Source organism: Chromobacterium sp. IRSSSOUMB001, from assembly GCF_023507765.1.
Lineage (GTDB): Bacteria > Pseudomonadota > Gammaproteobacteria > Burkholderiales > Chromobacteriaceae > Chromobacterium > Chromobacterium haemolyticum.
In genome coordinates this window covers 56,273-79,208 of the sequence record NZ_JALCYU010000007.1, presented here as the reverse complement: position 1 = coordinate 79,208, position 22,936 = coordinate 56,273, and the positions used below count along the sequence as shown (strand labels likewise).

General features: G+C 67.1%; 13 protein-coding genes. 11 read left to right on the top strand and 2 right to left on the bottom strand.

The genetic code is table 11. The features are described from left to right. Window positions 1–8: 8 nt before the first annotated feature. The 7 genes from MOV80_RS11180 to greB all read left to right on the top strand — a co-directional run bounded on the left by MOV80_RS11180 (window position 9) and on the right by greB (window position 6,281). Complete coding sequence (locus MOV80_RS11180) at window positions 9–1,514, top strand: hypothetical protein (protein ID WP_043591015.1); 1,506 nt, start codon at window positions 9–11, stop codon at window positions 1,512–1,514. 64 nt (window positions 1,515–1,578) lie between these two features. Further along, the gene (locus MOV80_RS11175) at window positions 1,579–2,427 is read left to right on the top strand and encodes a ScpA family protein (protein WP_249605107.1); all 849 of its coding nucleotides are present in this window, start codon (window positions 1,579–1,581) and stop codon (window positions 2,425–2,427) included. 78 nt (window positions 2,428–2,505) lie between these two features. Further along, entirely contained in the window at window positions 2,506–3,039 is a 534-nt protein-coding gene (locus tag MOV80_RS11170; RefSeq protein WP_052052006.1) for a GNAT family N-acetyltransferase, read from the top strand. 67 nt (window positions 3,040–3,106) lie between these two features. Beyond that, complete coding sequence (gene scpB / locus MOV80_RS11165; RefSeq protein ID WP_019102634.1) at window positions 3,107–3,739, top strand: SMC-Scp complex subunit ScpB; 633 nt, start codon at window positions 3,107–3,109, stop codon at window positions 3,737–3,739. 432 nt (window positions 3,740–4,171) lie between these two features. Further along, a complete protein-coding gene (locus MOV80_RS11160; RefSeq protein WP_231138334.1) occupies window positions 4,172–5,191 on the top strand; it encodes a pseudouridine synthase in 1,020 nt (339 codons plus the stop codon). 11 nt (window positions 5,192–5,202) lie between these two features. Beyond that, a complete protein-coding gene (locus MOV80_RS11155; RefSeq protein WP_019102632.1) occupies window positions 5,203–5,694 on the top strand; it encodes an NUDIX domain-containing protein in 492 nt (163 codons plus the stop codon). A gap of 32 nt (window positions 5,695–5,726) precedes the next feature. Then, the gene (greB, locus tag MOV80_RS11150; protein ID WP_043591017.1) at window positions 5,727–6,281 is read left to right on the top strand and encodes a transcription elongation factor GreB; all 555 of its coding nucleotides are present in this window, start codon (window positions 5,727–5,729) and stop codon (window positions 6,279–6,281) included. Window positions 6,282–6,352: 71 nt separating this feature from the next. On the opposite strand, the gene MOV80_RS11145 is transcribed toward greB, so the two are convergent. Together MOV80_RS11145 and MOV80_RS11140 are read right to left on the bottom strand one after the other, a co-directional pair. Next, the gene (locus MOV80_RS11145) at window positions 6,353–6,592 is read right to left on the bottom strand and encodes a zf-TFIIB domain-containing protein (RefSeq protein ID WP_019102630.1); all 240 of its coding nucleotides are present in this window, start codon (window positions 6,590–6,592) and stop codon (window positions 6,353–6,355) included. 97 nt (window positions 6,593–6,689) lie between these two features. Beyond that, entirely contained in the window at window positions 6,690–7,157 is a 468-nt protein-coding gene (locus MOV80_RS11140) for a MarR family transcriptional regulator (protein WP_039755609.1), read from the bottom strand. Between the two features lie 86 nt (window positions 7,158–7,243). On the opposite strand from MOV80_RS11140, the gene MOV80_RS11135 reads away from it, so the two are divergent. The 4 genes from MOV80_RS11135 (at window position 7,244) to MOV80_RS11120 (ending at window position 22,927) form a co-directional block, all read left to right on the top strand. Beyond that, window positions 7,244–8,401 (top strand): PLP-dependent aminotransferase family protein, encoded by a 1,158-nt coding sequence (locus tag MOV80_RS11135; RefSeq protein ID WP_043591018.1) that lies wholly within the window; start codon window positions 7,244–7,246, stop codon window positions 8,399–8,401. Between the two features lie 1,223 nt (window positions 8,402–9,624). Next, entirely contained in the window at window positions 9,625–14,718 is a 5,094-nt protein-coding gene (locus tag MOV80_RS11130) for an amino acid adenylation domain-containing protein (protein ID WP_249605106.1), read from the top strand. After that, window positions 14,718–19,379, top strand: coding sequence for an SDR family NAD(P)-dependent oxidoreductase (locus MOV80_RS11125; RefSeq protein WP_249605105.1), 4,662 nt, complete (start codon window positions 14,718–14,720; stop codon window positions 19,377–19,379). The genes MOV80_RS11130 and MOV80_RS11125 overlap by 1 nt, the downstream gene beginning before the upstream one ends. Then, window positions 19,376–22,927: an SDR family NAD(P)-dependent oxidoreductase gene (locus MOV80_RS11120; RefSeq protein WP_161524166.1), complete on the top strand. Its 3,552-nt coding sequence runs from the start codon at window positions 19,376–19,378 to the stop codon at window positions 22,925–22,927. The genes MOV80_RS11125 and MOV80_RS11120 overlap by 4 nt, the downstream gene beginning before the upstream one ends. Window positions 22,928–22,936 lie beyond the last annotated feature (9 nt).

Here is a 22,936-nt window from a genome sequence, read left to right as displayed (position 1 = left end):
ACTTGGTCATGATGGAACTGTCGCTGATTCACGCCTTGCCGGAAGGCCCCTGGCTGACATTGGACCTCAAGGCGGTCCAGGCGCAATGGGAGACGCTGGCGGCGCAGCCGGCCGCCCTCGCCGCGGACAAGGCCGGCCAGTGGCTGGAGCAATGGCGGCGCTCGGCCCTGGCGCCGGCGGAACGCCTGCAGCTCTTGCAGGCGCTGCGGGCGCCGTTGGCCGCGCTGGTTGCCAGGCTGGAGCGCGCGGCGGCGCGGCAGGAATTGTCCTGCACCCCGGAGGCGCGCGCCGCATTGCAATCGGCCCGCCAATTGCTGCGGCAATGGCATGAGCAGTGCAAGCTGCTGGCTCAGGCATTCAGCGCGCAGGAAGCCGGCCGTTTTTCCAGTTCTCGTCCGCGGTTGGAGGCTCTGCAACTGGCGTTGGCGAGCGGCTACGATTTGCTGGCGCTGCACGCGCGCAGCTACGCGCCGTTGCACAAGGGCTTCTGGCGGGATTGCCACCGTTTGTACGCCTACGCGCTGGCCCAGGGCTGGGAGGGGCGGCAGGCGGCGGGGGGCGTGGCGGCGCCTGGGCTTAGCTACCGCCGGCTGATGTTGTTGGGTTTGACCGCCAGCAACCGGCTGGAGACGGCCAAGATCGCCTTGCTGCTGCAATGGCTGGAGCAGCATGCCGGCTTGCTGCGCGTGGAGCAGTTGGATCAGCCGCTGGGGGACGACGGCGCGCTCGCTTTCCGCGCCGACGCCGACCGGCCGGCGCGCTTCTGCGCCGAGCTGGATCTGGACGGCGACGGCGTGTGGTGGCGACTGGACGCCGGTCGTTTGTTGGAACGCTTGGATGAATTGAGCCGCCAGCGCCAGCGACAGGGATTGGACGGCGGCCACGAAGCCTGGTTGCTGGCGCGTTTGCGTCAGGAGTGGGGGGCGCCGCCTCGTCGGCGGCACGTCAGGCTGCGCCGGCTCAGCGTCGAAACCGTCGAGCTGGTCAGCTTGTTGCCGCGTTGCTGGCGGCTGGCCGCCGGCGAGCCGGCTGACGGAGAACTGGAGCCCTGCCGTTTGCAGATCAGCAACCTCAGCGCTTCCGGCCTGTTGCTGCAGGGAGAGTCCTTGCAACAACCCTTGCGCGCCGGCGAGGTGGTCATGTTGCGCCGCCGCGGTTTCGGCTGGCAATTGGGCCTAGTGCGCTGGGTCAGCTTCGGGGGGGAGGACATGCAGACCGAGTGCGGGGTCGAGTTCATCGGCAAACGACCGCAGGCGGTTGAAGTCGCCGCGGTCACCAGCCACGCGGCGGGAGGCTTCGAGCCGGCGTTGCGCATGCAGGCCGAGCGGCATTTCCGCCACTCCGGCATTTTGGTGTTGCCGGGCCGTTTATATCAGGCTTTACGGCCGTTTCATCTGCGGGGCGCCGATGGCGAATGTCGGGTGCGCGCGGTGCGCTTATTGCAGCAGACCGCGCATTATCAATTTGTGGAGATCAAGATAGACGAGCTGCTGCCCGCCGACGCGCAGGCTTGAACGGCGGGCAGGGCGGCGGGCAAGTTCCGCCACGCAGCCGGCCAGTGCTGGTATCCTTGCCGCCATGAGCAAGCCCCCCCTTCCCGAGGCCGGATCTTCGGCCGACGATTTTCAGCTGACCGCGCCGGAATTGCCGCCCAGCGTGCCGATTGCGCACGTGTTCGGCCAGCCTGTGCTGGAAGTGCCGCAGGATTTATTCATCCCGCCGGACGCGCTGCAAGTGATTCTGGACAGTTTCGAAGGCCCTCTGGACCTGCTGCTTTACCTGATCCGCAAGCAGAACCTGGATGTGCTGAACATTCCGATGGCGGAGATCACCGTCCAGTACATGGCCTATATCGATGCGATGCGCGATGGGCGTTTGGAATTGGCCGCCGAATATCTGCTGATGGCGGCGCTGCTGATCGAGATCAAGTCTCGGCTGCTGCTGCCCAGGCCGCAGTTGGACGAGGAGGGCGAGCCGGATGATCCGCGCGCCGAATTGGTGCGCCGCTTGCTGGAGTACGAGCAGATGAAGCTGGCGGGGCTGGAGCTGGACAAGTTGCCGCAGGCCGATCGAGACTTCGCCTGGCTGGCGGTCTTGATCGAACAGTCTGCCGAGCAGCGGCTGCCCGACGTCAGCCCGGCGGATCTGCGCCAAGCGTGGATGGCGATTCTGTCGCGCGCGCGCCACTACCGCCACCATAAGGTGGAGAAGGATGAATTGTCGGTGCGCGAGCAGATGAGCTGGATTCTGCGCTACCTGGACGGCCGCGAGTACGTGCCTTTCGAGGAGTTGTTCGACGCGGACAAGGGCGTCGCCCACCTGGTGGTTAACTTCATCGCGGTGCTGGAGCTGGTCAAGGAGGGCTTGGTCAAGGTCAGCCAGGAGGCGCCGTATCAGCCCATTTACGTGAGGATAGCGCTGGTTTGAAAGTGGGGGCGCGCCGATTTGCACTTGATGTTGGCGCGGCAGCGATTAGGATACAGGTATCCATTGCGAGAGCATGCCATGCACATTGAAGCGGCCGACCAGAAACATCTGCCAGCCTATCGTCCTTTTTTCCTGGCCTGTCATGAGGAAGGGCTGGATTATTACCGCCGCGCCGGATCGGACCCGGACGCCTGGCTTGGACAATTGCTGCAACACGCCGAAGGGCGAGCGCTGCCCGAAGGCTGGGTGCCGTGCCGCACCTGGTTTCTGATCAACGGCCGCACCGAGATCATCGGCGCGATCCGACAGCGGCTGGCGGACAGCGCGCTGATTGTGGAGCGCATCGGCCATATTGCTTTCGAAGTGCTGCCGGCTTGGCGAGGCCATGGTTACGGCCGGGTGCTGTTGCAATATGTGCAGACGCTGGGCGAGAAGCCCGCGCATGGGAATTGGGTGTTGGTTTGCCCGGCGGACCGGCCTGCCGCGGTGCGCACGGTGGAAGCCTGCGGCGGCCAGTTGCTGGAAACGATGGAGAACGGAGGGCGAGCGTTCCGGCGTTACAGCCTGACCGCGCTGGCGGCTTGGGACGACATGGCGGAAGGATTAATTTAGCTCCGGACGGAGAGTTCATGTAGAATGTCCGGTTTCCTGCGCAAACGTGTTTCGGCTTCACGGCTCAATGTCCACCATCACCGACCTAAAATACCTGAAGATCGTGCTGGAGACGGCGTTACTGACCGCGCAGGAACCTCTGTCGGTTGCCATGCTCAAAAAGCTGTTCACCGAAGAGGTGAAAGCCGCGTTGATCAACGACATCCTCGACGATATCCAGAGCGACTGGAGAGGCAAGGGCGTCGAACTGGTCAAATTGGCGTCGGGATGGCGCTTTCGCGCCCGAGCGGAGTTCACGCCATACTTGAACCGCTTGAACCCGGAAAAGCCGCCGCGTTACTCGCGCGCGGTAATGGAAACCTTGGCGATCATCGCCTACAAACAACCTGTGACCCGTGGCGATATCGAAGCGATACGCGGCGTATCGGTGTCCACCGGCGTGATGCAGACTCTGCTGGAACGCGGCTGGATCGAAGTCATCGGCCACAAGGACGTACCCGGCAGGCCGGGCTTATATGCCACTACCCGAAAATTCCTGGACGACTTGGGCTTTGTCTCGCTCAAGGATCTGCCGCCATTGGCGGAGCTGGGAAGCCTGGTAGTGCCCGAGGCGGCGCCTCGGGATCAAGGCCCGGCAGCGGCCACAGACGACATCCCCCTCGACGATGAGGCGGATAATTTCGAGCCCATCGCAGAATAACATCGACATTCTGCAGGTTGCTCGCACGGAAAGAGCAAAGCACATATGTCTAAAGGACAACGCAATCACGCCCGCCAGCCGGTGGCGCGTGTCAAAGGTCGCGAAACTTCCCAACCGCGCCAGCCGGCCAACGGCGGCGTTCAGCCGCGCGGCAAGACCCAAGGTGGCCTGATCAAGAGCCGCAGCGGCCAGGCGGATCCCAGCGGCCGTCAGGGCCAGCCCGGCGGCAAAGGCCGCAGCGGCGGCCAGGGCGGCCAGGGCGGCCAGGGTGGCCGCACCCCGCGCGACGCCTACGGCAACCCGCTGATGCACGAGGGCACGCCGCTGTTCAAACTGAGCCGCCGCGAGCAGGAACAGCAAAGGATGCAGCAAGCGCAAGGCCGCAACAAACCCGTCTACCAGCGCGACAGCAACGGGGATATCAACGGCAATGTGGCGCTGGATCACGAACGCCGCTTCGGCAACAAAAACGCCGCCGCGCCGGCCGGCCAGCCGGCCGCGGGCAAGAACGGCGCGCCGCCGCGTCAGGGCAAGCCCGACGGCGGCAAGCAACTGGTGCAAAAAGCCAAGAAACTGCGTTTGCGCAGCCCCAACCAAGACATCAAGGACAAGGCCAAGCGTTTGCGCGAAGTCCGCGTGGATCTGGACGATATCGAACCGGTGCGACTGCAAAAAGCGCTGGCGGCGTCCGGCGTCGGCTCGCGTCGCGAAATGGAAGAATGGATCGAAGCCGGCCAGGTCACCGTCAACGGCAAGAAAGCCAGCCTGGGCGACCGCGTCGGTCCGCGCGACCGCGTGATGGTGAAGGGCGACCAGATCAAGTTGAAATGGCCGGACCGTCTGCCGCGCGTGATCATGTATCACAAGGAAGAAGGCGAAATCGTCAGCCGTGACGATCCGGAAGGCCGCGTCACGGTGTTCGACCGTTTGCCGCAGGCCAAGTCCAGCCGCTGGGTGGCGATAGGCCGTCTGGACGTCAATACTTCGGGTCTGTTGCTGATCACCACCAGCGGCGAACTGGCCAACCGCATGATGCACCCCAGCTTCGAAGTGGAGCGCGAGTACTCGGTGCGCGTGTTGGGCGAACTGACGCCGGAAATCATGAAGCAGATGGTGGCCGGCGTGGAACTGGAAGACGGTGAAGCGCGTTTTGACCGCGTCTTCCAGAAAGGCGGCCCGGAAGAGGCGGCCAACCAATGGTTCAACGTGGTGATCAAGGAAGGCCGCAATCGCGAAGTGCGTCGCATGTTCGAGCACTTCGGCTTGACGGTCAGCCGGCTGATCCGCGTGCGCTTCGGCAATATCGGTTTGCCTCCGCGCTTGAAGCGCGGTCAGTTTTACGAGCTGAACTCCGCTGAGGTGGCCGCGGTGATGAAGTGGTCTAATCTGACCGTCACCGGCGGCAAGAAGGCGGCGCCGGTCAAGAAGGCCTCGGCCAAGGCGCACCGCTGAGCGTGCGCGCCATGTTGTGGAGCCTGGCTGCCCGCGCCTGGTCGCGTTTGCGCGGCGCGGCGCCGGCGGTTGAGCCGGCTCCGCCGGCGATAGGCAAGCGTCAGCGCGCCGCCATCGCCATCGTCGACGGCGGCCGCATCTTGCTGATGCATCGCGTCAAACCCGGCAAGGACTACTATGTTTTGCCGGGCGGCGGCATCAAGCGGCGCGAGACGGCCGCCATTGCCTGCGTGCGCGAGACGCGCGAGGAAACCGGGCTCAACGTTCGTCTGGGCGGCAGGTTGTGCGTGTTGGACGCCAAGGATAGGGTCGAGCACGTGTTCCTGGCGGCCAGCCACGCCGGGGAGCTCAAACTGGGCGGGCCGGAGTTGGCCAAGATGGGGCCCGACAATCTTTACGAGCTTGAGTGGCTGGACCGCGAGCAACTGCGGCGGGTCAAGCTGAAGCCCAAGGGCTTGCTGCCGCATTGCCTGGCCTTGTTGGAACCCGCCGCCGGCCGTTGAGGCTGGCGTTTTTCATGGATGGATGGACGAAGATGAGCAAGGCGTTTACCAAGGAAAACGACGAGGCGGAAGAGGATCTTCCGGCTGAGCGGCGCTTGCCCGCCTCCACTAAGAACTACATCACGCCCGGCGGCTGGCAGCGCTTGAAGGATGAGCTTTATCACCTGGTCAACCGCGAGCGGCCGGAGATGGTGCAGGTTGTGAACTGGGCGGCCAGCAATGGCGACCGTTCGGAGAATGGCGACTATCTGTACGGCAAGCGCCGCCTGCGCGAGATAGACCGCCGCATCCGCTTTCTGACCAAGCGTCTGGAAATCGCCGAAGTGGTGGATCCGGAAACCCGGGAGGCGACCGACCAAGTATTTTTCTCCGCCACCGTGCTGATTGAACGCGGCGACGGCAGCGAGCAATTGTTGCGCATCGTCGGGGTCGACGAGATTGATTTGGCGCGCGGCCATATCAGTTGGATCTCGCCGATCGCGCGGACGCTGTTGAAGGCGCGCGAGGGCGACTCGGTGTTGTTCCGCGGGCCGGACGGCGATGAAGACATCGAGGTGCTGGAAGTGCGTTATGAACGCATAGACTGAGATTTTCGCAAACGCGAGGGAGAACGGCCCGGACATCAGTCCGGGCCGTTTTCTTATTTGGCGGAGCGGAATCAGTCCAATAGCTTGCGCAGCCAGCCGTGTTTGCCGTCGTGGTGACCCCCGCGGCGGCGCTCGTCGTCATGGCCGCGACCATGCGCGGACGGGGCGTAGGCGGCGGGAGTTTGGGTTTGCAATAAGCGCTCAAGCTGGCCGGGGGCCAGCCAGACTCCGCGGCACTGCGGGCAGTAATCGATGGCGACGGACAGACGCTCGCCCATCAGCAGGGTGACTTGGCAACTGGGACAATTCATGGCGTGCTCCTTGGCGCGCCGGAGCGGCGCGGTGGGTCAGGAAAATGCGCAGGCTCGGCCTCGCCAGCGCATTGCAAACCATGAAGCGGCTACAGGGTCAAGTTTTGCCGCGCGGAGGCGCGTCGTCGGGCCGCGATTGCGCGGCCAGGGTGCGGTTGATCTGCATCCAGCCGGCGGTGGCCGGCTTGCCGGTTTGCTCAAACGCCGCTTGCAGCAATTTCAGCTGCTCGCGGTGAAGGGCTTCCTCCAGCTTGCGTCCTTCCGGGGTCAGCGTCAGTTGCTTGACCCGCTTGTCGTGCTGCGCGGCCACGCTTTGCACCAGCGCCATTTCCAGCAGTTGGCGCAGAGGCATGTTGATGGCCTGCTTGGTCACGCCCAGCGCGGCCAGCAAATCCTTGACCGATAAACCGGGGTAGCGGGCGACGAAGAAAAGGATGCGGTGGTGCACGCGGGCCAGGCCGCGTTTAGCCAGCATTTCATCCGGTTTATCGGTGAAAGCTTTGTAGGCATGGAAGAAGGCTTCCATGGCGGCGCGCATGTCATCGGACGGAGATAGGTCAGCCATGTTGACGGAACCTGCTGTGGTCGGTAGATTGAGTCAATATTATTGACATTAGTAAGAAAGCTGCGGACAAGCCTATGCAGAGTACCATGTTTTCAGAGCGCATCGAACGGCTCAGCGGCTCGCTGATCCGGGAAATACTGGCGGCGGCGCAACAGCCGCAGATGATCTCTTTCGCCGGCGGCCTGCCGGCCAGCCAGTGCCTGCCGCCGTTGGATTTTACCGGGATGCCGGCGGCCATGGCGCAGTACGGGGCTAGCGAAGGGGAGCCGGAGTTGCGCGAGCTGATCGCGGAGCAGGCGCGGCGCATGGGCATAAGCTGCAAGGCTGAGCAGGTGTTGGTGCTGTCTGGTTCGCAGCAGAGCATCGATTTGTGCGCCAAGCTATTCATCGATCCCGGCACGCCGGTTGTGACCGAAGGACCGACTTATCTAGCCGCCTTGCAGGCTTTCAAGCTCTTCGGCGCCCGTGTTCACGCGGTGGGGCAACGGGACGGCAGGCTGGAGCCGCAGGCCTTGGCCGCTGCGTTGGAACAGGCGCGGCCGCGCTGCTGTTACCTGATTCCCAGTTTTCAGAACCCGGCGGGCAGCTGTTACAGCGCCGAAGACCGGCAAGCGCTGGCGGCCGCCATCGACGCCGCTGGAGTGCCCTTGATCGAAGACGATCCTTACCGTGCCCTCAGTTACGACGGCGAGGCGCCGGCGCCGTTGGTCAGCCATTTGAAGAACGCGCCTTGGATTTACTCTGGTTCCTTTTCCAAAACTCTGGCGCCCGGCTTGCGCGTCGGTTTCCTGATTGCCTCGCCGGAGCTGTACCCCTACTTGATGCGGCTGAAGCAGGCGACCGATCTGCACACCAACCGTCCGGCGCAGTGGTTCATTGCCCGCCAGTTGCGGGATCCCGGCTATGAGCAACGCTTGCTGGGGTTGCGCGAGGTGTATCGTGCCGGACGCGACGCGATGCAGGCTTCGCTGCAGCGCCATTTCGGCGATCTGGCCGATTGGCAGCTGCCACGGGGCGGCTTGTTTTTCTGGCTCAAGCTGAAGCAGCTCATGGATACCCGCAAGCTGCTGCCGCTGGCTTTGCAGCAGAATGTCGCCTTCATGCCGGGCGAAGCATTTTTTCCGGAGCCGGAAGAGAACCTCGGCTATATGCGCCTGAATTTCAGTCATGCTTCTCCAGAGCGTATCGAGATAGGCATCGCTAGACTGGCGGCTTTGCTGCGCGCCCAGGCCGCCGCGGAGTAAGCAGCGGTTCAAAGTCCGCGCGCCGCCCGTCCTGGGCTGGCGCGCGTCAACGCGGGGATGGGCGCTTGCCGCCCTGTGACATGAGGAACAGCGCCGGCCTCGCTCATGGGGCGGCGCTTCATTTTATCGTCCGTTCTCCGGCGTACGCATTGCTTCCCTTCTTCTCTCCTATCTCTCCCCGCGGCGCGCCGAAGCATCCTTTCAAGCCAAGTTGTCGCTAAGCGCTTCCCCTTGCTCTGATCCTGAGCGGATGGCCGATGCGATCGGTCAGCCTATCCCATTATCAATAAAATTAAATATGCCGTTAGGGTTGATTTCGGTGCAAACATTATGACAATGGCGGTTGTGGCGGATGTTTCGCTCCTAGGCATCATTCTTATATTTATTTTCTTTAATAAAGAATTTGCCAGTATTGGATCAATTAATTGAACAACTGCTGTCGGTTTATGCCGTAATTGTCATGTCGATTGAAGTTCAATTCATCGATCCGGATCTTATTATCGTCGATCCGATCCGCGGCGCTTAAATCTTTGATATCGCCGCCAAAATCTGTATTTCAAAAAATATAAGCCGTAAATCGGCTGAAGTGGTAACTGGCAGTTCGGGGGATGCTTTTCCCAGAGGTCTTTCAGTATAGTGCTGACGCTTCATTCTTCCTGTATGGGATTTTTGGAATTAATGCGATCAAATAAATCTATACGAAAACAATTTGAGCGTCAATATTCATTGCGTTTTTCTGGTTTTGGGCGACACGGGAAAATAGGAATGCAAAGCGTAAAGCAATGCTGATTCGCAATGGTTTGATTGCTGAAATGATATCGAATCATCTCAAAAGAAAGTCCGATTACGGCGCATGAGACACACTGTAAATCCTATTCTCTTGATTCAAACGCTGCTTAGGCAAACCGCCGCGCACGCGTCACGCATCCTTACGTGAAAACGAAGGGATGACCCTCGCCAACCTGTCGAGGACATGGTTTCGACAGGGCGGAATATATCAAAACAGCATGACTGCTTCTTGAATGGGGCGGGCTACGGCCCGGCCCGTATTCAAAGTCCTCGCGATCATCGCGGCATTCGCCGTGGCTGAACGAGCGGCAGGGTGACGGCGAAAGTCGGCCCAGTGAGGGCGAAGCGACGATTCGACTTAGGCCGCACGGGCTTATTTCGATGGGCGCTCGCCGGTATTCCCGGAGCAGTTGTCGATACATGGAGGTCATGCAATGTATTCCTCATCCGATGTCTCATCGCGGCGGACATCCGCCGCAAACAAGCTCGGACCTCATCACGCTTTTCCGCATCGCGAAGCGCTGAGCATCGCCCGGCAGTTGCTGCTGCGGGCGGAGGCGAGTCCCGATAGCCTCGCCTACGCGTCGGCCGATCCGGTGAAAAACGTCGCGCTCAGCTATGCGGCGTTGTGTGAACGGGCGTCCGGCATCGCCGCGCGTCTGGCGCAGGCGACCGAGGCCGGCGATCGCGTGATGCTGGTCTATCAGGAACCTCTCGATTTCCTTCCGGCTTTCTTCGGCTGCTGCCTGGCCGGCGTGATTCCCGTGCCGGTGGCGCCGCGTCACAGCCGGGACACGATGCTTGCGATCGCAGAGGATTGCGGCGCGGTCATCGCGCTGACGGCTGAGGCGCGAGACGCCTTGCCTGGCCTGCGCTGGATGCGTACGGACGAAACCGAGGGCGCCGCGCCCTTTTTGCGCGCCGCCGGCGAAGGCAGTCCGGTTTTGCTTCAGTACACCTCGGGGTCCACGCGCACGCCGCAGGGTGTCGTGGTCACGCAGACCGGACTGTGGGCGACGATAGAGGATCTTGATCGCGGCGCGATGCACGACGCGGACAGCGTGATGATCAGTTGGCTGCCGTATTTTCACGATATGGGCCTGGTGTACGGCATTCTCACTCCCTTGCAATGCGGTTTTCCCGCCTATTTGATGGCGCCGGAGAAATTCGTCGCCCAGCCCATGTCCTGGCTGCGCGCCATTGAGGTGCGGCGGGGCACCCACACCGCCGCGCCGAATTTCGCCTATGCCTTGTGCGCGGACCGCGCGGCGGATCTCGCGCCGGGGACCGATCTGTCGTCGCTGCGTTACGCGTTGAACGGCGCGGAACCCGTGCGCTGCGACACAGTGCGCCGTTTCGAGGCGGCCTTCGCGCCGTTTGGACTGAAGCCGTCCGTGGTGGCGCCGGGCTACGGCCTGGCCGAGGCTACGCTGAAAGTGGCCGCCGGCCGATGCGGCGAGGGCACGCGCGGCGTGCGCTTCGGGCGAGACGCGCTGGCGCGAGGCCGGGTGTCGCCAGAGGCGGACGGGGTTGAGTTGGCGGCCTGCGGTTCGAGTCTGATCGATACGCGCGTCCGGATTGTCGATCCGGACACGCGCGAGCCGTGCGCGGCGGATGTCGTCGGCGAAATCTGGGTGTCTGGAAGCACGGTTGCCGACAGCTACTGGCGCCGCCCTGAGGAATCGCGCGAGATCTTCGGCGCGAGGCTGGCCGATGACGACGGCGTCTGGTTGAGAACCGGCGATCTTGGTTTTCTGTACGACGGCGATCTGTTCGTGACCAGCCGGCTGAAGGATTTGATCATTGTCGGCGGGCGGAATTTTTACAGCCACGATCTCGAAGACACCGTGTCGGCCTGCCACCCGTCCATTCGAATGGGGCGCGTATTCGCCGCCGCCGTCGACGGGGAGGAGGGCGAAGGGGTTTTGATCGGCGCGGAGGTGCGCGGCGGCTGCGAGGAGGCGGATGCCCGCGAGATTCTGCCGGTGATTCGCGCGGCGCTTGCGCGGGAACACGGCGTGGCGCCGGCGCGCGTCGCGTTGCTGCGGCGCGGCAGCATCCTGCGCACGTCCAGCGGCAAAACCCGGCGCAGCGCCACCCGCGACGCGCTGCTGCGCGGTGAACTGAGCATCATCGCCGATGACGCCGCCGACATGAGCGACGACGCGATTCTCGCCGAGATCTCGAGTTTTGTGCCCGGCGCGGCGGCGACGCCCGACGCCAGGCTGATTGATCTGGGGCTGGATTCGTTGTCGGCCGCGCGGCTTGCCGCCATGGCGCGTGCGCGCCACGGCGTGGAATTGTCGTTCGCGACGCTGTTCGCGCTCTCGGCCGAGCAACTGAGGCGCGAGATCGTTGCCGCCAGAGCCCGGCATGATGGAAGCGCTGCGCCTGTTTCGGTTCGCGGCTACGCGGCGGGAGAGCCGTTCGAGCTGTCCGAGATGCAGCAAGCTTATTGGATAGGCCAGCAGGGCGGCGTGCCGCTGGGCAGGGTGTCGCCGCATATCCGAGTGGACTTCGAGATCGACGCCGCGCGCGCGCCGGAACTGGGCCGGCGTCTAGCGAGCCTGGTCGCGCGCCATCCGTCTTTGCGGATGACGGTGGGCGCCGACGGGCGCGGGGTGTTCGACGCGCTCGCTTACGACCCCTTGTTGCCGCCGCAGGATTTGCGCGGACTCGATGCGGCGGAGGCCGCCGAACGTCTGGAGGCGACGCGCGCGAGCCTGGCCGAGCGTGACGGACCGCCCGTGGTCGCGGCGGTGACCCGCCTGACGGACAGCACGGCCATCCTGCACATGCGGCTTGGCTTGTTGGCCGGCGATCTGCGCAGCTTTCTGCAACTGATGGCCGAACTGGCGAGCGGAGCGGCCGGAGATGTTCCCGCGCAACTGATCACGCCGATGACGCCGGCGACGCCGACCGGCGAGCAGCGCGAGGCTTGGTTGCGTCGGGTGGAAGCCATCGCGCCCGCGCCTGAATTGCCGATGAAGATGGCGCTGGCCGACGTGGCCGAACCGCGCTTCGCCGGCTGCCGCCGTGAATTGCCCGCCGCCCTGTCCGCCGCGTTGGCGGCGCGCGCGCAGGGGCTTGGGGTCACGCTGACTTCGCTGTGCATCGCCGCCTTCGCCGATACCTTGCGGCTGTGGACGGCGGCGCATGCGTTCACGCTCAATGTGACTTGCAACACGCGGGCGGAGCAGGCCGGACAGGCGATAGGCGATTACACCAGCAACGCTTTGCTGTCGCTGAGCGAGCGCCATGAGTCGTTTGCCGCGTTCGCCCGGGAGGTGCAGCGGCAAGTGTGGGCGGATCTGGACGCCCCGTGGTGCTCCGGCGTGTCTATCCTGCGCGAGTTGAGCCGCCGCAACGGCGCGCCGGTATTGATGCCGGTTGTGTTGACCAGTTTGTTGTCCGGCGACCCGGCGGACGACCTGTCCATCCTGGACGACATTGGCCGCGTGGTCGATATGGCCAATCCGACGCCGCAGGTGTCGTTGCACGCTGTCCTCGGCCGCCGCGGCGATAGGTTGCTGGTGATGTGGGAATTCGTCGCCCAGTTGTTCCCCGAGGGCATGATAGACGCGATGTTCGACGCTTTCCTCGGCGCGCTGGAAACGATGGCGACTGAAGCCGCTGCCCTTGAGCGGCCGACGGTGGCCCGGCTCGCGCCGGAGCAGGCGGCGCGGCGAGAGGCCGTCAACGCCACCGAGGCGGAGCGCGCGCCGCGCCGGCTGGAAACGCCCATCATCCGGCAGGCGCGGACCGCGCCGGAGGCCGTCGCGGTCAGGCAGGGCGCGGCGACGCTGAGCTACGGCGAGCTGCTGCGCCAGGCGGAGGACATCGCCGGCGCGCTGCGGCAAAGCGGCGTGGCGCGCGGCGACGTGGTGGCGGCCATCGTCGCGCCGGGGCCGCGGGCGGTGGCGGCGCTGTTGGGCATCGTGATGGCGGGCGCGGTCTACCTGCCGATAGAACCGTCTTGGCCGGCCGCGCGCATCGAGGAGCTGCTCGGCGAAGCCGGCGCCCGCCACGCGGTGGTGAGCGAGGGCGGCTGGACGCTGCCGGTGCAAGCGTTGCGTCTTGATTTGCCTCTGCCGCGCGGCGACGCGGGTCCGGCCCCGGACCTTGAGGCCGGGGACGCGGCCTACGTGATTTTCACTTCCGGTTCTACTGGGCGGCCGAAGGGGGTGTTGATTGCGCACGAGGCCGCGGCGAACACGATAGACGACATCAACGAGCGTTTCGCCGTCGGCCCGGCGGATCGCACGCTGTGCGTGTCCTCGCTGGCTTTCGACTTATCGGTCTACGACATCTTCGGTCTGCTCGCGGTCGGCGGCGAGGTGGTTTTCCCCGAGCGGGCTCGGGACCCCGACGCGATGGCCCAGGCGCTCTGCGACGGCCGGATCACGATCTGGAATTCCGTGCCGGCCGTGCTCGAATTATTGCTGGACGTGGCCGCGCCGCGCTCGCCGGATCTGCGGCTGGCGTTGTTGAGCGGCGACTGGATCGCGCCCGGTCTGGCCGGGCGGCTGCGCGACGCGTTTCCGGCGTTGCGGCCCATCAGCCTGGGCGGGGCGACGGAGGTGTCGATTTGGTCGGTGGTGCATCTGATCGCGCCCGAGGACGCGGCGCTGGCGTCCATTCCCTACGGCAGGCCGCTGTCCAATCAGCAATGTTTCGTGCGCGCGCCGGACGGTCGGGAGCGCCCGGACGGCGTGGTGGGCGAACTGCTGCTGGGCGGCCGCGGCCTCGCGCTCGCCTATCTGGGCAACGAGGCGGAAACCCAGCGCCGTTTCTTCATCGACGCCGAGGGGCGCAGGCTCTACCGCACCGGCGATCTTGCGCGCTGGCAGCCCGACGGCGAGCTTGAGCTGCTCGGACGGATGGACGGGCAAGTCAAGGTGCAGGGCTATCGGATCGAACTGGGCGAGATCGAAGCGGCGGCGATGCGCGCAGGTTGCCTGGCGCGGGCGGTGGCCTCGGTGGTCCGGCGCAACAATGCGACGGCCATCCAGCTGCATGTGGTCGCGCGGCCGGATTACGACGGAGATATCGTTGCGGCCATGCGCGCCAAGCTGGTTCTGCATCTGCCCGCCTATATGCAGCCGCATCACGTGACGGTGTTGGACGCTTTGCCGCTGACGGCGAACGGCAAGGTGGACCGCGCGCGTCTCGCCGCGCTGGCGGCCCCGGCTCCCGCGTCGACGAAGCCCGCGGCGACCGCGCGGCGCGACGACTCGCTGGAGGCGACGATGCTGGCCGCGTTCGCCGAAGTGGTCGGCGTCGAGATAGACCCCCAGCAGGGCTTCTTCGACGCGGGCGCCACGTCGATGCACGTGGTGCGGCTGCGCGCGCTGTTGGCGTCGCGCGGCGTCGCCGTTCCCCCGCTGGTCGATTTCTTTTCGCTTGCCACGATACGGGCGCTCGCCGAGCGCGCCGATTCGGGCGACGCGGACCTTTCCCCAATGATTGACGTCGACGGCGCGCGCGCCTATCGACAGCGCGTACGCGCACGCAAGGAGGCTTTGTAATGACTCACTCAACACCCGTGGACGCCGTAGCGATCATCGGCGCCAGTTGCCGCTTGCCCGGCGTCAGCACCCTGGAACAGTTCTGGTCGATGATTGCCGACGGCCAAGTGGCGATCGAGCGCTTCGGCGCGGACGCGGCGCGCCGCGAAGGCGTGCCGGAGACGGTGCTGGGGCAGCCCGGCTTCGTCGGCGCCGGCGGTCCGCTGGACGGCGTCGACCAGTTCGACGCCGCCTATTTCGGCATTCCGCCGTCCCAGGCGGCGGCCATGGATCCGCAGCAGCGCATCTTCCTTGAATGCGTGCATGAGGCGCTGGAACGCGCAGGGCACGGCGCGGCGCGCGGCGCGCGCGTCGGTGTCTGGGCCGGCTCGGCCAGCGTGGATTATCTTGTCGACCATGTGCGCGACCGGCTGGACCGCGCGTCGCCCAACCGCTATCTGCAGCAATGGGTGGGCGTGGACAAGGACTATCTGGCCACTCAGGTTGCGTACCGGCTCGACTTCGGCGGCCCGGCCATCACGCTGCAGACCGCGTGTTCGACTTCGCTGGTCGCCGTGGTCCAGGCGATGCAGGGGCTGTTGAGCTTCCAGTGCGATTTCGCGGTGGCGGGCGGGGTGAGCGTCGCTTTGCCGCAGCGGCAGGGATATGTGTACGAGGAGGGCAGCATTTTGTCCGCGGACGGCGCTTGCCGTCCGTTCACCACAGACAGCAGCGGCACGGTCTTCGGCAACGGCGCCGGCGTGGTGGTGTTGCGCCGCCTGGAGGACGCGCTGGCCGACGGCGATCCCATCATGGCGGTGATTCGCGGCGGGGCGGTCAACAACGACGGCGCGGCCAAGGTGGGCTTCACCGCGCCCGGCGGGCGCGGACAGCAGGAGGTGATCCGTCAGGCGCTGGCGTTCAGCGAGGTGGACGGAGCGTCGATCGGCTATGTCGAGACGCACGGCACGGGCACGGCGATCGGCGATGAGGTCGAACTGGCGGCGCTGGGCGCGGCTTTGGGCGAGCGTTCCGGCGCACGCTGCGCGCTGGGCACCCTGAAGGCGAACGTCGGGCATTTGAACGCGGCGGCGGGCGCTTGCGGGCTGATCAAGGCCGCACTGGCGGTGGAGCATGGGCGGATTCCGGCCGCCGTCGGCGCGGAACGCGCGATAGACGCGTTGCGCGGCGACGCCGGCTTCTATCTGCCGACGAAAACGGCGCCTTGGAATGAGCCGCTGCGGCGCGCGGGCGTCAGTTCCTTCGGCATCGGCGGCACCAACGCCCACGTGATCATCGAAGCGGCGCCGCCGCGCGCGCCGCGCACGGCGGATGTCGCGCCGCTCTTGCTGTTGTCGGCGCGTGGCGAGGCCTTGCCGGCGCTGTGCGCGGATTACGCGGACTTTCTCGAAGGCCATCCCGAACTGAGGATAGAGGACGTTTGCCTGACGGCGGCCCTGGGGCGGCGTCATTGGGAGAAGCGCGCGGCGTTTCGCGCCGAATCCCGGCAGGCGCTGATACGCGCGCTGCGCGCCTTCGCCGCCGGCGAGGCGGATGCGGGCGTGATCGCGGGGGAAACGCCGGCGCGCGCACCGGAAGTCAGCTTCGCCTTCGGCGGCGCAGGCGATCTGGACGCGGTGCTTGCCCGCGTGCAGCTGTGGCAAGCGAGCGGCGTCGTTCCGGCCAGTGTGTGCGCGACGGGCGACGGTGTGTTCGCCGCGGCTTTCGCGGCGGGCGCGCTGAGCCTTGACGATGCGCGGCAGCGCCGCGCGGACCGCGCCGTCGCGCCGTCCTTGCTGTGGGTGAGCGCGGCTTCGGGCCTGCCGCTCGACAGCGAGGAGGCGGTGCGCGAAGAACTGGCGCGCGCGGGGACGGCGCTTAGCGCCGCTGACGCCGCCGAAGCGCTGGAGGCCGCCGGAGCGGAACAGGTGCTGGACTTCGGCGACACGGCGTTGGGCACGGGCGCCGGCATGGCGTCGCTGAATCCGGCCTCTCCGGATGCGCTGGCGCGGCTGTGGACCGCGGGCGTGGCGCTGGATCTCGCGCAGCACTACCGCGACGGCAACCGGGTGGCGTTGCCGACGTATCCCTTCCAGCGCCAGCGTCACTGGATAGATCGCGCGCCGCGTTTCCTGGCGGCGGGCGCGACGCCCTTCCTCGGACGACGCACGGACGCGCCCGCCTTGGACGCTACCTTCTTCGACGCGGAGTGGAGCGTGGCCGCCTTGCCCTTCCTACAGGACCATGTGATCTACGACAAAGTGGTGGTGTCCGGCGCGGCGCTGGCGGTGATGATCGCAGACGGCGCGCGCGAGCTGACGGGATCGGACGCCTGCGTGTTGAGCGATTTGCGCTTCCCGGCGGCCTTGGTGATTCCGCCGGACGCGGCGCGCAAAGTCCAGCTGCAACTGGTGCGCGACGGCGACGGCTTCGAAGCCACGGTGCTGACGCTGGAGTCCGCCGACGTCCACGCCACGGCCAGGGTGGACGCCGGCGAGGCGCCAGGCGTGGCGCCGTCGGAGCCGGTGCGCGGAGAAGCGATCTCCACCGAGCTGATGGATAGCTGGCTGCGCGCGCGCAGCGTGGTGATGGGGCCGACCTTCCGGCGCTTGTCGGACATCGTCGTCGGGGACGGCGACGCGTCTTGCGATATGCGGGCCGACGCCGACGACGCGGGCTGGTTATTGCATCCCGGGATTCTGGATTCGGTGTTGCAACTGGTGGCGGCGGCCGCGCGGCCCGAGGGCAGCAAGGCTTTTGTGCCGACGCGCATCGCGCGGTTGGCGCTGCAAGGGCGGACCGGCGCCGGGATGCGCTGTCGCGCGTCGGCCGAGCGGGGGCAGGCCAGTCTGTTCGATGCAGGCAAGGTGCTGCTCGAAATGACCGGCCTGGAGTCGCGCGAGGTCACTCGCAATGAATTGCTGCGCGTCGAGCCGCTGCGCGAGGGCTATGCGGTGGAATGGCGCGACGCGGCGGGCGGCGAGGCCGCCGAGTTGCCGGCGTCCATCGCCATCCTGAGCGATGCGGGACAGACGGCGGCCGGGCTGGCGGCGATGCTGCGCGACGAAGGCAAGGAGGCCGTCGTGGTGGCGGCGGTGAAGGATATTCCCTTCGACAAGGCGGGCCTGATTGTCGATTGCCGCGGGCTGGAGGCGCGCGGCGACGCGCCAGCGCCGGCGGTTTACGCGGGTGCGCTGGAACTGTTCGCCACGGCCGCGCGACGCGAGCGGCCTTGCCGCATCGCCGTGGTGCTGGCGCCGGACGCGCCAGCCTCGGCGCCGCTGCAGGCGCTGTCGCGGGCGGTGGCGATGGAAACGCCGCATCTTCAGACGCTGGCGCTGCATGCGGGCGACGCGCGGGCGATCCGCCGCGGCCTCGACTGCTTTGACCGCGAGACCGAAGTCGCCGTGCGGGGCGACGCCGTCACCGCGCCGCGCTTCGATGAACGCGCGCTGCCGCTTCGGGCCGATCTCGCGCTCTCGGCCGACGCCACTTGGTTGATTACGGGCGGGTTGGGCGAACTCGGCTTGCGCGTTGCAAGCTGGCTGGCCGCGCTGGGCGCGCGCGCCTTGGTGCTGACCGGCCGCCGACCGGCCGATGCCGCGGCCGAATCGACGCTGTCCGCTCTGCGCCGCGACGGCGTCGAAGTGAAGGTGTGGCAGGCGGATGTGGCGGTGGAGGCGGATGTCGACGCGTTGCTGGCCGAGATCGACGCGACCATGCCGCCGTTGCGCGGCATCTGCCATCTGGCGGGCGTGGTGGAGGACTGCCTGGTCGGCGACGTCACGCCGGCGTCGCTGGCCGCCACTCTGGCCGGCAAGGCTCGCGGCGCCTGGCTGCTGCATGAGCGCACCCTGGCTTACCCGCTGGAACACTTCGTGCTGTTCTCCTCGGCGGCGGCCGCCTTCGGCGCGCCGGGGCAATCCACCTACGCGATGGCGAACGCCTATCTCGACGCGCTGGCGGCGCGCCGCCGCGAGCAGGGGCTGCCCGCGCTGTCCATCGCCTGGGGACCGTGGCAGGACGTCGGCATGCTGGCCCGTTCGAGCGCCAACGCCAAGCGGCGTCTCGCGCAGCTGGGCATCGGCCAGATCGAGGCCGAATGCGGCCGCGCCACCTTCGAGATCGCGCTGGGGGCGGATCTACCAGCCCATCTCGTGCTGCTGCCCATCGATTGGGGGCGCTTGATCGAACAATGGCCGCCGCATGTGCCGGCCAGCCGTTTCGCCGGCATTGCCACCGCGCAGCCGGGCGCGGGATCCACGTCCTCGGTCAGTGAACTGCAGGCGCTGCCCGCGGACGAACGGCGACATCGCTTGTTCCAGCTGCTGGCGGAGGACGCGGCCTTGGTGACGGGCACGCCGCTGGCCTCGCTGGACCCCGAGCGCTCCTTGTTCGACTACGACCTGGATTCCTTGCTGATCACCGATCTGCGCGTACTGCTGGAAAAGCGCTTCGGCCGCGCCATCCCGACCACGGTGATTTTCTCGAACCCGACCATAGCCGCGCTGGCGGACCATCTGACGCAGACGGTATTTGGCATGGCCGACGCGGAGGCGACAGCCGCCGCGCCCGCCGCCGAGATCGACGCGCCGACGGACGCCGCCCCGATGTCGCAGGAGGAGATCGTGGAAATGCTGTCCGCGAAATTGAACGAACTGAATAGAAAGGGCGCGCGATGAGCCAAATCGACACGACTATGCTGATGCGGAACGCGCTGCGCGAGATAGAGCGCTTGCAGCGCGAGCTGGACGGCGCAGAGCAGCGGCGGCACGCGCCCATCGCCGTGGTCGGCATGGCTTGCCGCTTCGCCGGCGTCGATTCGCCGGAGGCGCTGTGGCGGGGGTTGCTTGACGGCGCGGACGGCGTGAGCGAGGTGCCGGCCCAGCGTTGGGACGCCGAGCGCTACTTCGACGCAGACCCGGACGCGAAGGGCCGCATCTATTGCCGCACCGGCAGTTTTCTGGACGATATCGCTTCCTTCGACGCCGGCTTTTTCGGGATTTCGGCGCGTGAGGCGGCGATGCTGGATCCGCAGCAGCGCATGCTGCTTGAAGTGACTTGGGAAGCGGTGGAGCGCGCGGGGATGACGGCGGCGGAACTGAAAGGCTCGGCCACCGGGGTGTTCGCCGGCGTCATGCACCAGGACTACGCGCACCGCTTCCGCCGGGCCGATGACGTCGATCTTTACACCGCTTCGGGCAACGCGCCCAGCGTGCTGGCGGGCCGCGTGTCGCACGCGCTGGGCCTGCACGGACCCACGCTGACGATAGACACCGCGTGCTCGTCGTCGCTGGTCGCCGTGCACCTGGCGTGCAATGCGCTGCGCGCCGGCGAGTGCGACATCGCCATCGTCGGCGGCGTCAATGTGGTGTTGTCGCCGCTGTCCACCGCCGCCGAGTGTCGGGCGCATATGTTGTCGCCCAGCGGCCGTTGCCGTTCCTTCGACGACGGCGCGGACGGTTTCGTGCGCGGCGAGGGCTGCGGCGTGGTGGTGTTGCAGCGGCAGGCCGACGCCGAAGCCGCCGGGCGCACGATAGACGCGCTGATCGCCGGCTCGGCCGTCAATCACGATGGCCGCAGCGCGGGCCTGACGGTGCCGAACGAGCACGCGCAGCGCGAGCTGGTGCGGGCCGCTCTGCGCGCCGCGCGCATCGACGCGTCCCAGGTGAACTATGTGGAGGCGCACGGCACCGGCACCGCGCTGGGCGACCCGATAGAAGCGGCGGCGCTGGCCTCCGTGTTTGCCGGCCGCGATCGCTCGGACCGCGTGCTGTTGGGTTCGATCAAGAGCAATTTCGGTCACCTTGAAGGCGCGGCGGGAATCGCCGGACTGATCAAGGCGGCGTTGACGGTGCGTCATGGCGTGGTGCCCGCCACGCTGCATGTGCGCACGCCCAACCGCGGCATTGAATGGGACACCCTGCCGTTGCGCCTCGCGCTCGGCGCGGAACGCATAGACGGCGGAGACGCGCCCTGCGTCGCCGGGGTCAGCTCCTTCGGCTTCAGCGGCACCAATGCGCACGCGGTGCTGGTCGCGCCGCCGCGCGAGGCCGCCGGCGAAACGGCGGCCAGCGCGGGCGAAGGAGCGCAGTTGCTGGTCGTTTCCGCGAAATCCGACGCCTCGCTGCGCGGCAACGCGGCGCGGCTTGCGGACCATCTGGCCGGACTCGACGCCTCGGCGTGGGAGGCCGCCTGCCACGCGTCGCGCGTTGCGCGTTCGCATTTTCCGCATCGGCTCGCACTGACGGCGGCTACCGCGGAGGAGATGGCGCGCGAACTGGGCCGCTTTGCGCGCGGCGAGGCGGCGGCCGTCCACAGCGGCGTGTGCGGCGGAATGCCGTTCGGCCGCGACGCGGCGCCGCCCGAGACCGACGCGGGCGGCGACCCGGCCGAGCGCCTGGACGCGCTGGCGCGGCGTTATGTGGCCGGCCTGCCGGTCGACTGGCCGGCGCCGGTCGGCGCCGGACGCCGCGTCGCGCGGCTGCCGGCCTATGCCTTTGACCGTCAGTCTTACTGGGTTGACGAAGGGCCCGCGACCGCGGAGTCGCCGCTTTACCGCATCGCCTGGCAGCCGGTGGAGGCGCCGGCCGGCGCGCGCCGATCGGGCGAGCGGATTGTCGCCGGCGATCCGGCTTTGTGCGCGGAAGTGGCGCGCGCGCTGGAAGCCGCCGGCGAACGCTGCGTGATCGCGGCCGCCGAGATCGACGCGATCCGCCACGCGGGCTCCGCCGGCCTGGTGCTTGCTTTCGACCGCGCGTCCGGGGGCGAAGACGCGGTGGAGGCCGTCGCGCGTCGCGGCGCCTTGCTGAGCGCGCTGGCGCGCGAGCGGGCCGCGACGTCGTCGGCGTCCATTGCCGTGGTTACGCGCGGCGGGGCGGCGACCGGGCCGGCGGAGGACGTCGATCCCGTCCTCGCCGCCTTGAGCGCGGCCGTGCGCGTCGCGCGGCGCGAACAGGGGCGAGCCTGGCGAGGCACGATCGATATCGACGGCTCGCCGGCCTCCTTCGACACACTGGCGGCGCTGCTTGCCGACGAAGCCGCCGAAGAACAACTGGCGGTGCGCGGCGCCACCGTGCTGGCGCCGCGGCTGCGGCGGGCGGGCGTTGGCGCGGCGGCCGCGCTGCCGGCGCTGGACGCCGACGCCGCCTACGTGGTGACCGGCGGCACCGGCGCCTTGGGCCTCGCGACCGCGCGCTGGCTGGCCCGTCGCGGCGCGCGCCATTTGCTGCTGATCAGCCGCGGCGGCGAAACCGGCGATGCCGCGAAGGCCGCTTGCGCGCGTTTGCGCGACGACGGCGTCGAGGTCCGCGTGGCGGCGGCCGACGTTGCCGACGAGGCCGCCTTGCGCGGCGCGCTCGCCATGGCCGGCAGGCCGATACGCGGCGTCGCGCACTGCGCGGGCATTGTGCGGGACGCGACGCTGGACGCGCTGGACGCCGCGGCTTTCGCCGCGACCCTGAGCGCCAAGGCCGGCGGCGCGGCCTTGCTGGACCGTTTGACCGAGGGCGAACCGCTCGACTTCTTCCTGCTGTATTCATCCATCTCCGCGGCGGTGGGCCGTCACGGGCAGGCCGCCTACGCCGCCGCCAACGGCTATCTCGACGCGCTCGCGCAGCGGCGACGCTTGCGCGCGCGGCCGGCGCTGTCCATAGGCTGGGGATCTTGGGCGGCGGGCATGGGCGCGGCCGACGCGAAAACGGCGGAACGGATTCGCGCCGGAGGTCTGAACCCGCTGAGCGAAGGCGAGGCCTTCGCCGCGCTGGAGCAGGCGTTCTCGGGCGAGCCGCACCTGGTGGCCGCCTCGATTGATCTAAACCGGATCGCGGCGCAGCCCGATCTGCCGCGCCTGATTGAAGGCTTGGTCGGCCGCGCGCCGGCCGCGAGCGCGCGGACTCTGTCTTTCGACCAACTGCGCGGCCACCCCGCCGGCGAGCGCCGCGCGCTGGTCGCCGATTATCTAGAGGCGGAATTGCGCGCGGTGCTGTCCAGCCTGGCAGCCTTGCCGCGTCAGTCCTCGCTGCTGGACCTGGGCGTCGACTCGTTGACCGGCGCGGAATTGCGCAACGAATTGGAGCGCGCGCTGGGCGTGTCCGTCGCCATCACGCATTTGATCGACGGCTCCTCGCTGGATGAACTGATTGATCAAGTCATGGCGCAGCTGGAGCGGAAGCTGGTGACAGAACAACACTCGGCCGTCGGCGCCGACACGGAGGAAATCACGCTATGACCATGGCAC

Coding starts and splice junctions, on each gene's coding strand:
- MOV80_RS11180 (WP_043591015.1), top strand. CDS start 9: ATGATGGAACTGTCGCTGATTCACGCCTTGCCGGAAGGCCCCTGGCTG.
- MOV80_RS11175 (WP_249605107.1), top strand. CDS start 1,579: ATGAGCAAGCCCCCCCTTCCCGAGGCCGGATCTTCGGCCGACGATTTT.
- MOV80_RS11170 (WP_052052006.1), top strand. CDS start 2,506: ATGCACATTGAAGCGGCCGACCAGAAACATCTGCCAGCCTATCGTCCT.
- scpB (WP_019102634.1), top strand. CDS start 3,107: ATGTCCACCATCACCGACCTAAAATACCTGAAGATCGTGCTGGAGACG.
- MOV80_RS11155 (WP_019102632.1), top strand. CDS start 5,203: ATGTTGTGGAGCCTGGCTGCCCGCGCCTGGTCGCGTTTGCGCGGCGCG.
- greB (WP_043591017.1), top strand. CDS start 5,727: ATGAGCAAGGCGTTTACCAAGGAAAACGACGAGGCGGAAGAGGATCTT.
- MOV80_RS11145 (WP_019102630.1), bottom strand. CDS start 6,592: ATGAATTGTCCCAGTTGCCAAGTCACCCTGCTGATGGGCGAGCGTCTG.
- MOV80_RS11140 (WP_039755609.1), bottom strand. CDS start 7,157: ATGGCTGACCTATCTCCGTCCGATGACATGCGCGCCGCCATGGAAGCC.
- MOV80_RS11135 (WP_043591018.1), top strand. CDS start 7,244: ATGTTTTCAGAGCGCATCGAACGGCTCAGCGGCTCGCTGATCCGGGAA.
- MOV80_RS11130 (WP_249605106.1), top strand. CDS start 9,625: ATGTATTCCTCATCCGATGTCTCATCGCGGCGGACATCCGCCGCAAAC.
- MOV80_RS11125 (WP_249605105.1), top strand. CDS start 14,718: ATGACTCACTCAACACCCGTGGACGCCGTAGCGATCATCGGCGCCAGT.
- MOV80_RS11120 (WP_161524166.1), top strand. CDS start 19,376: ATGAGCCAAATCGACACGACTATGCTGATGCGGAACGCGCTGCGCGAG.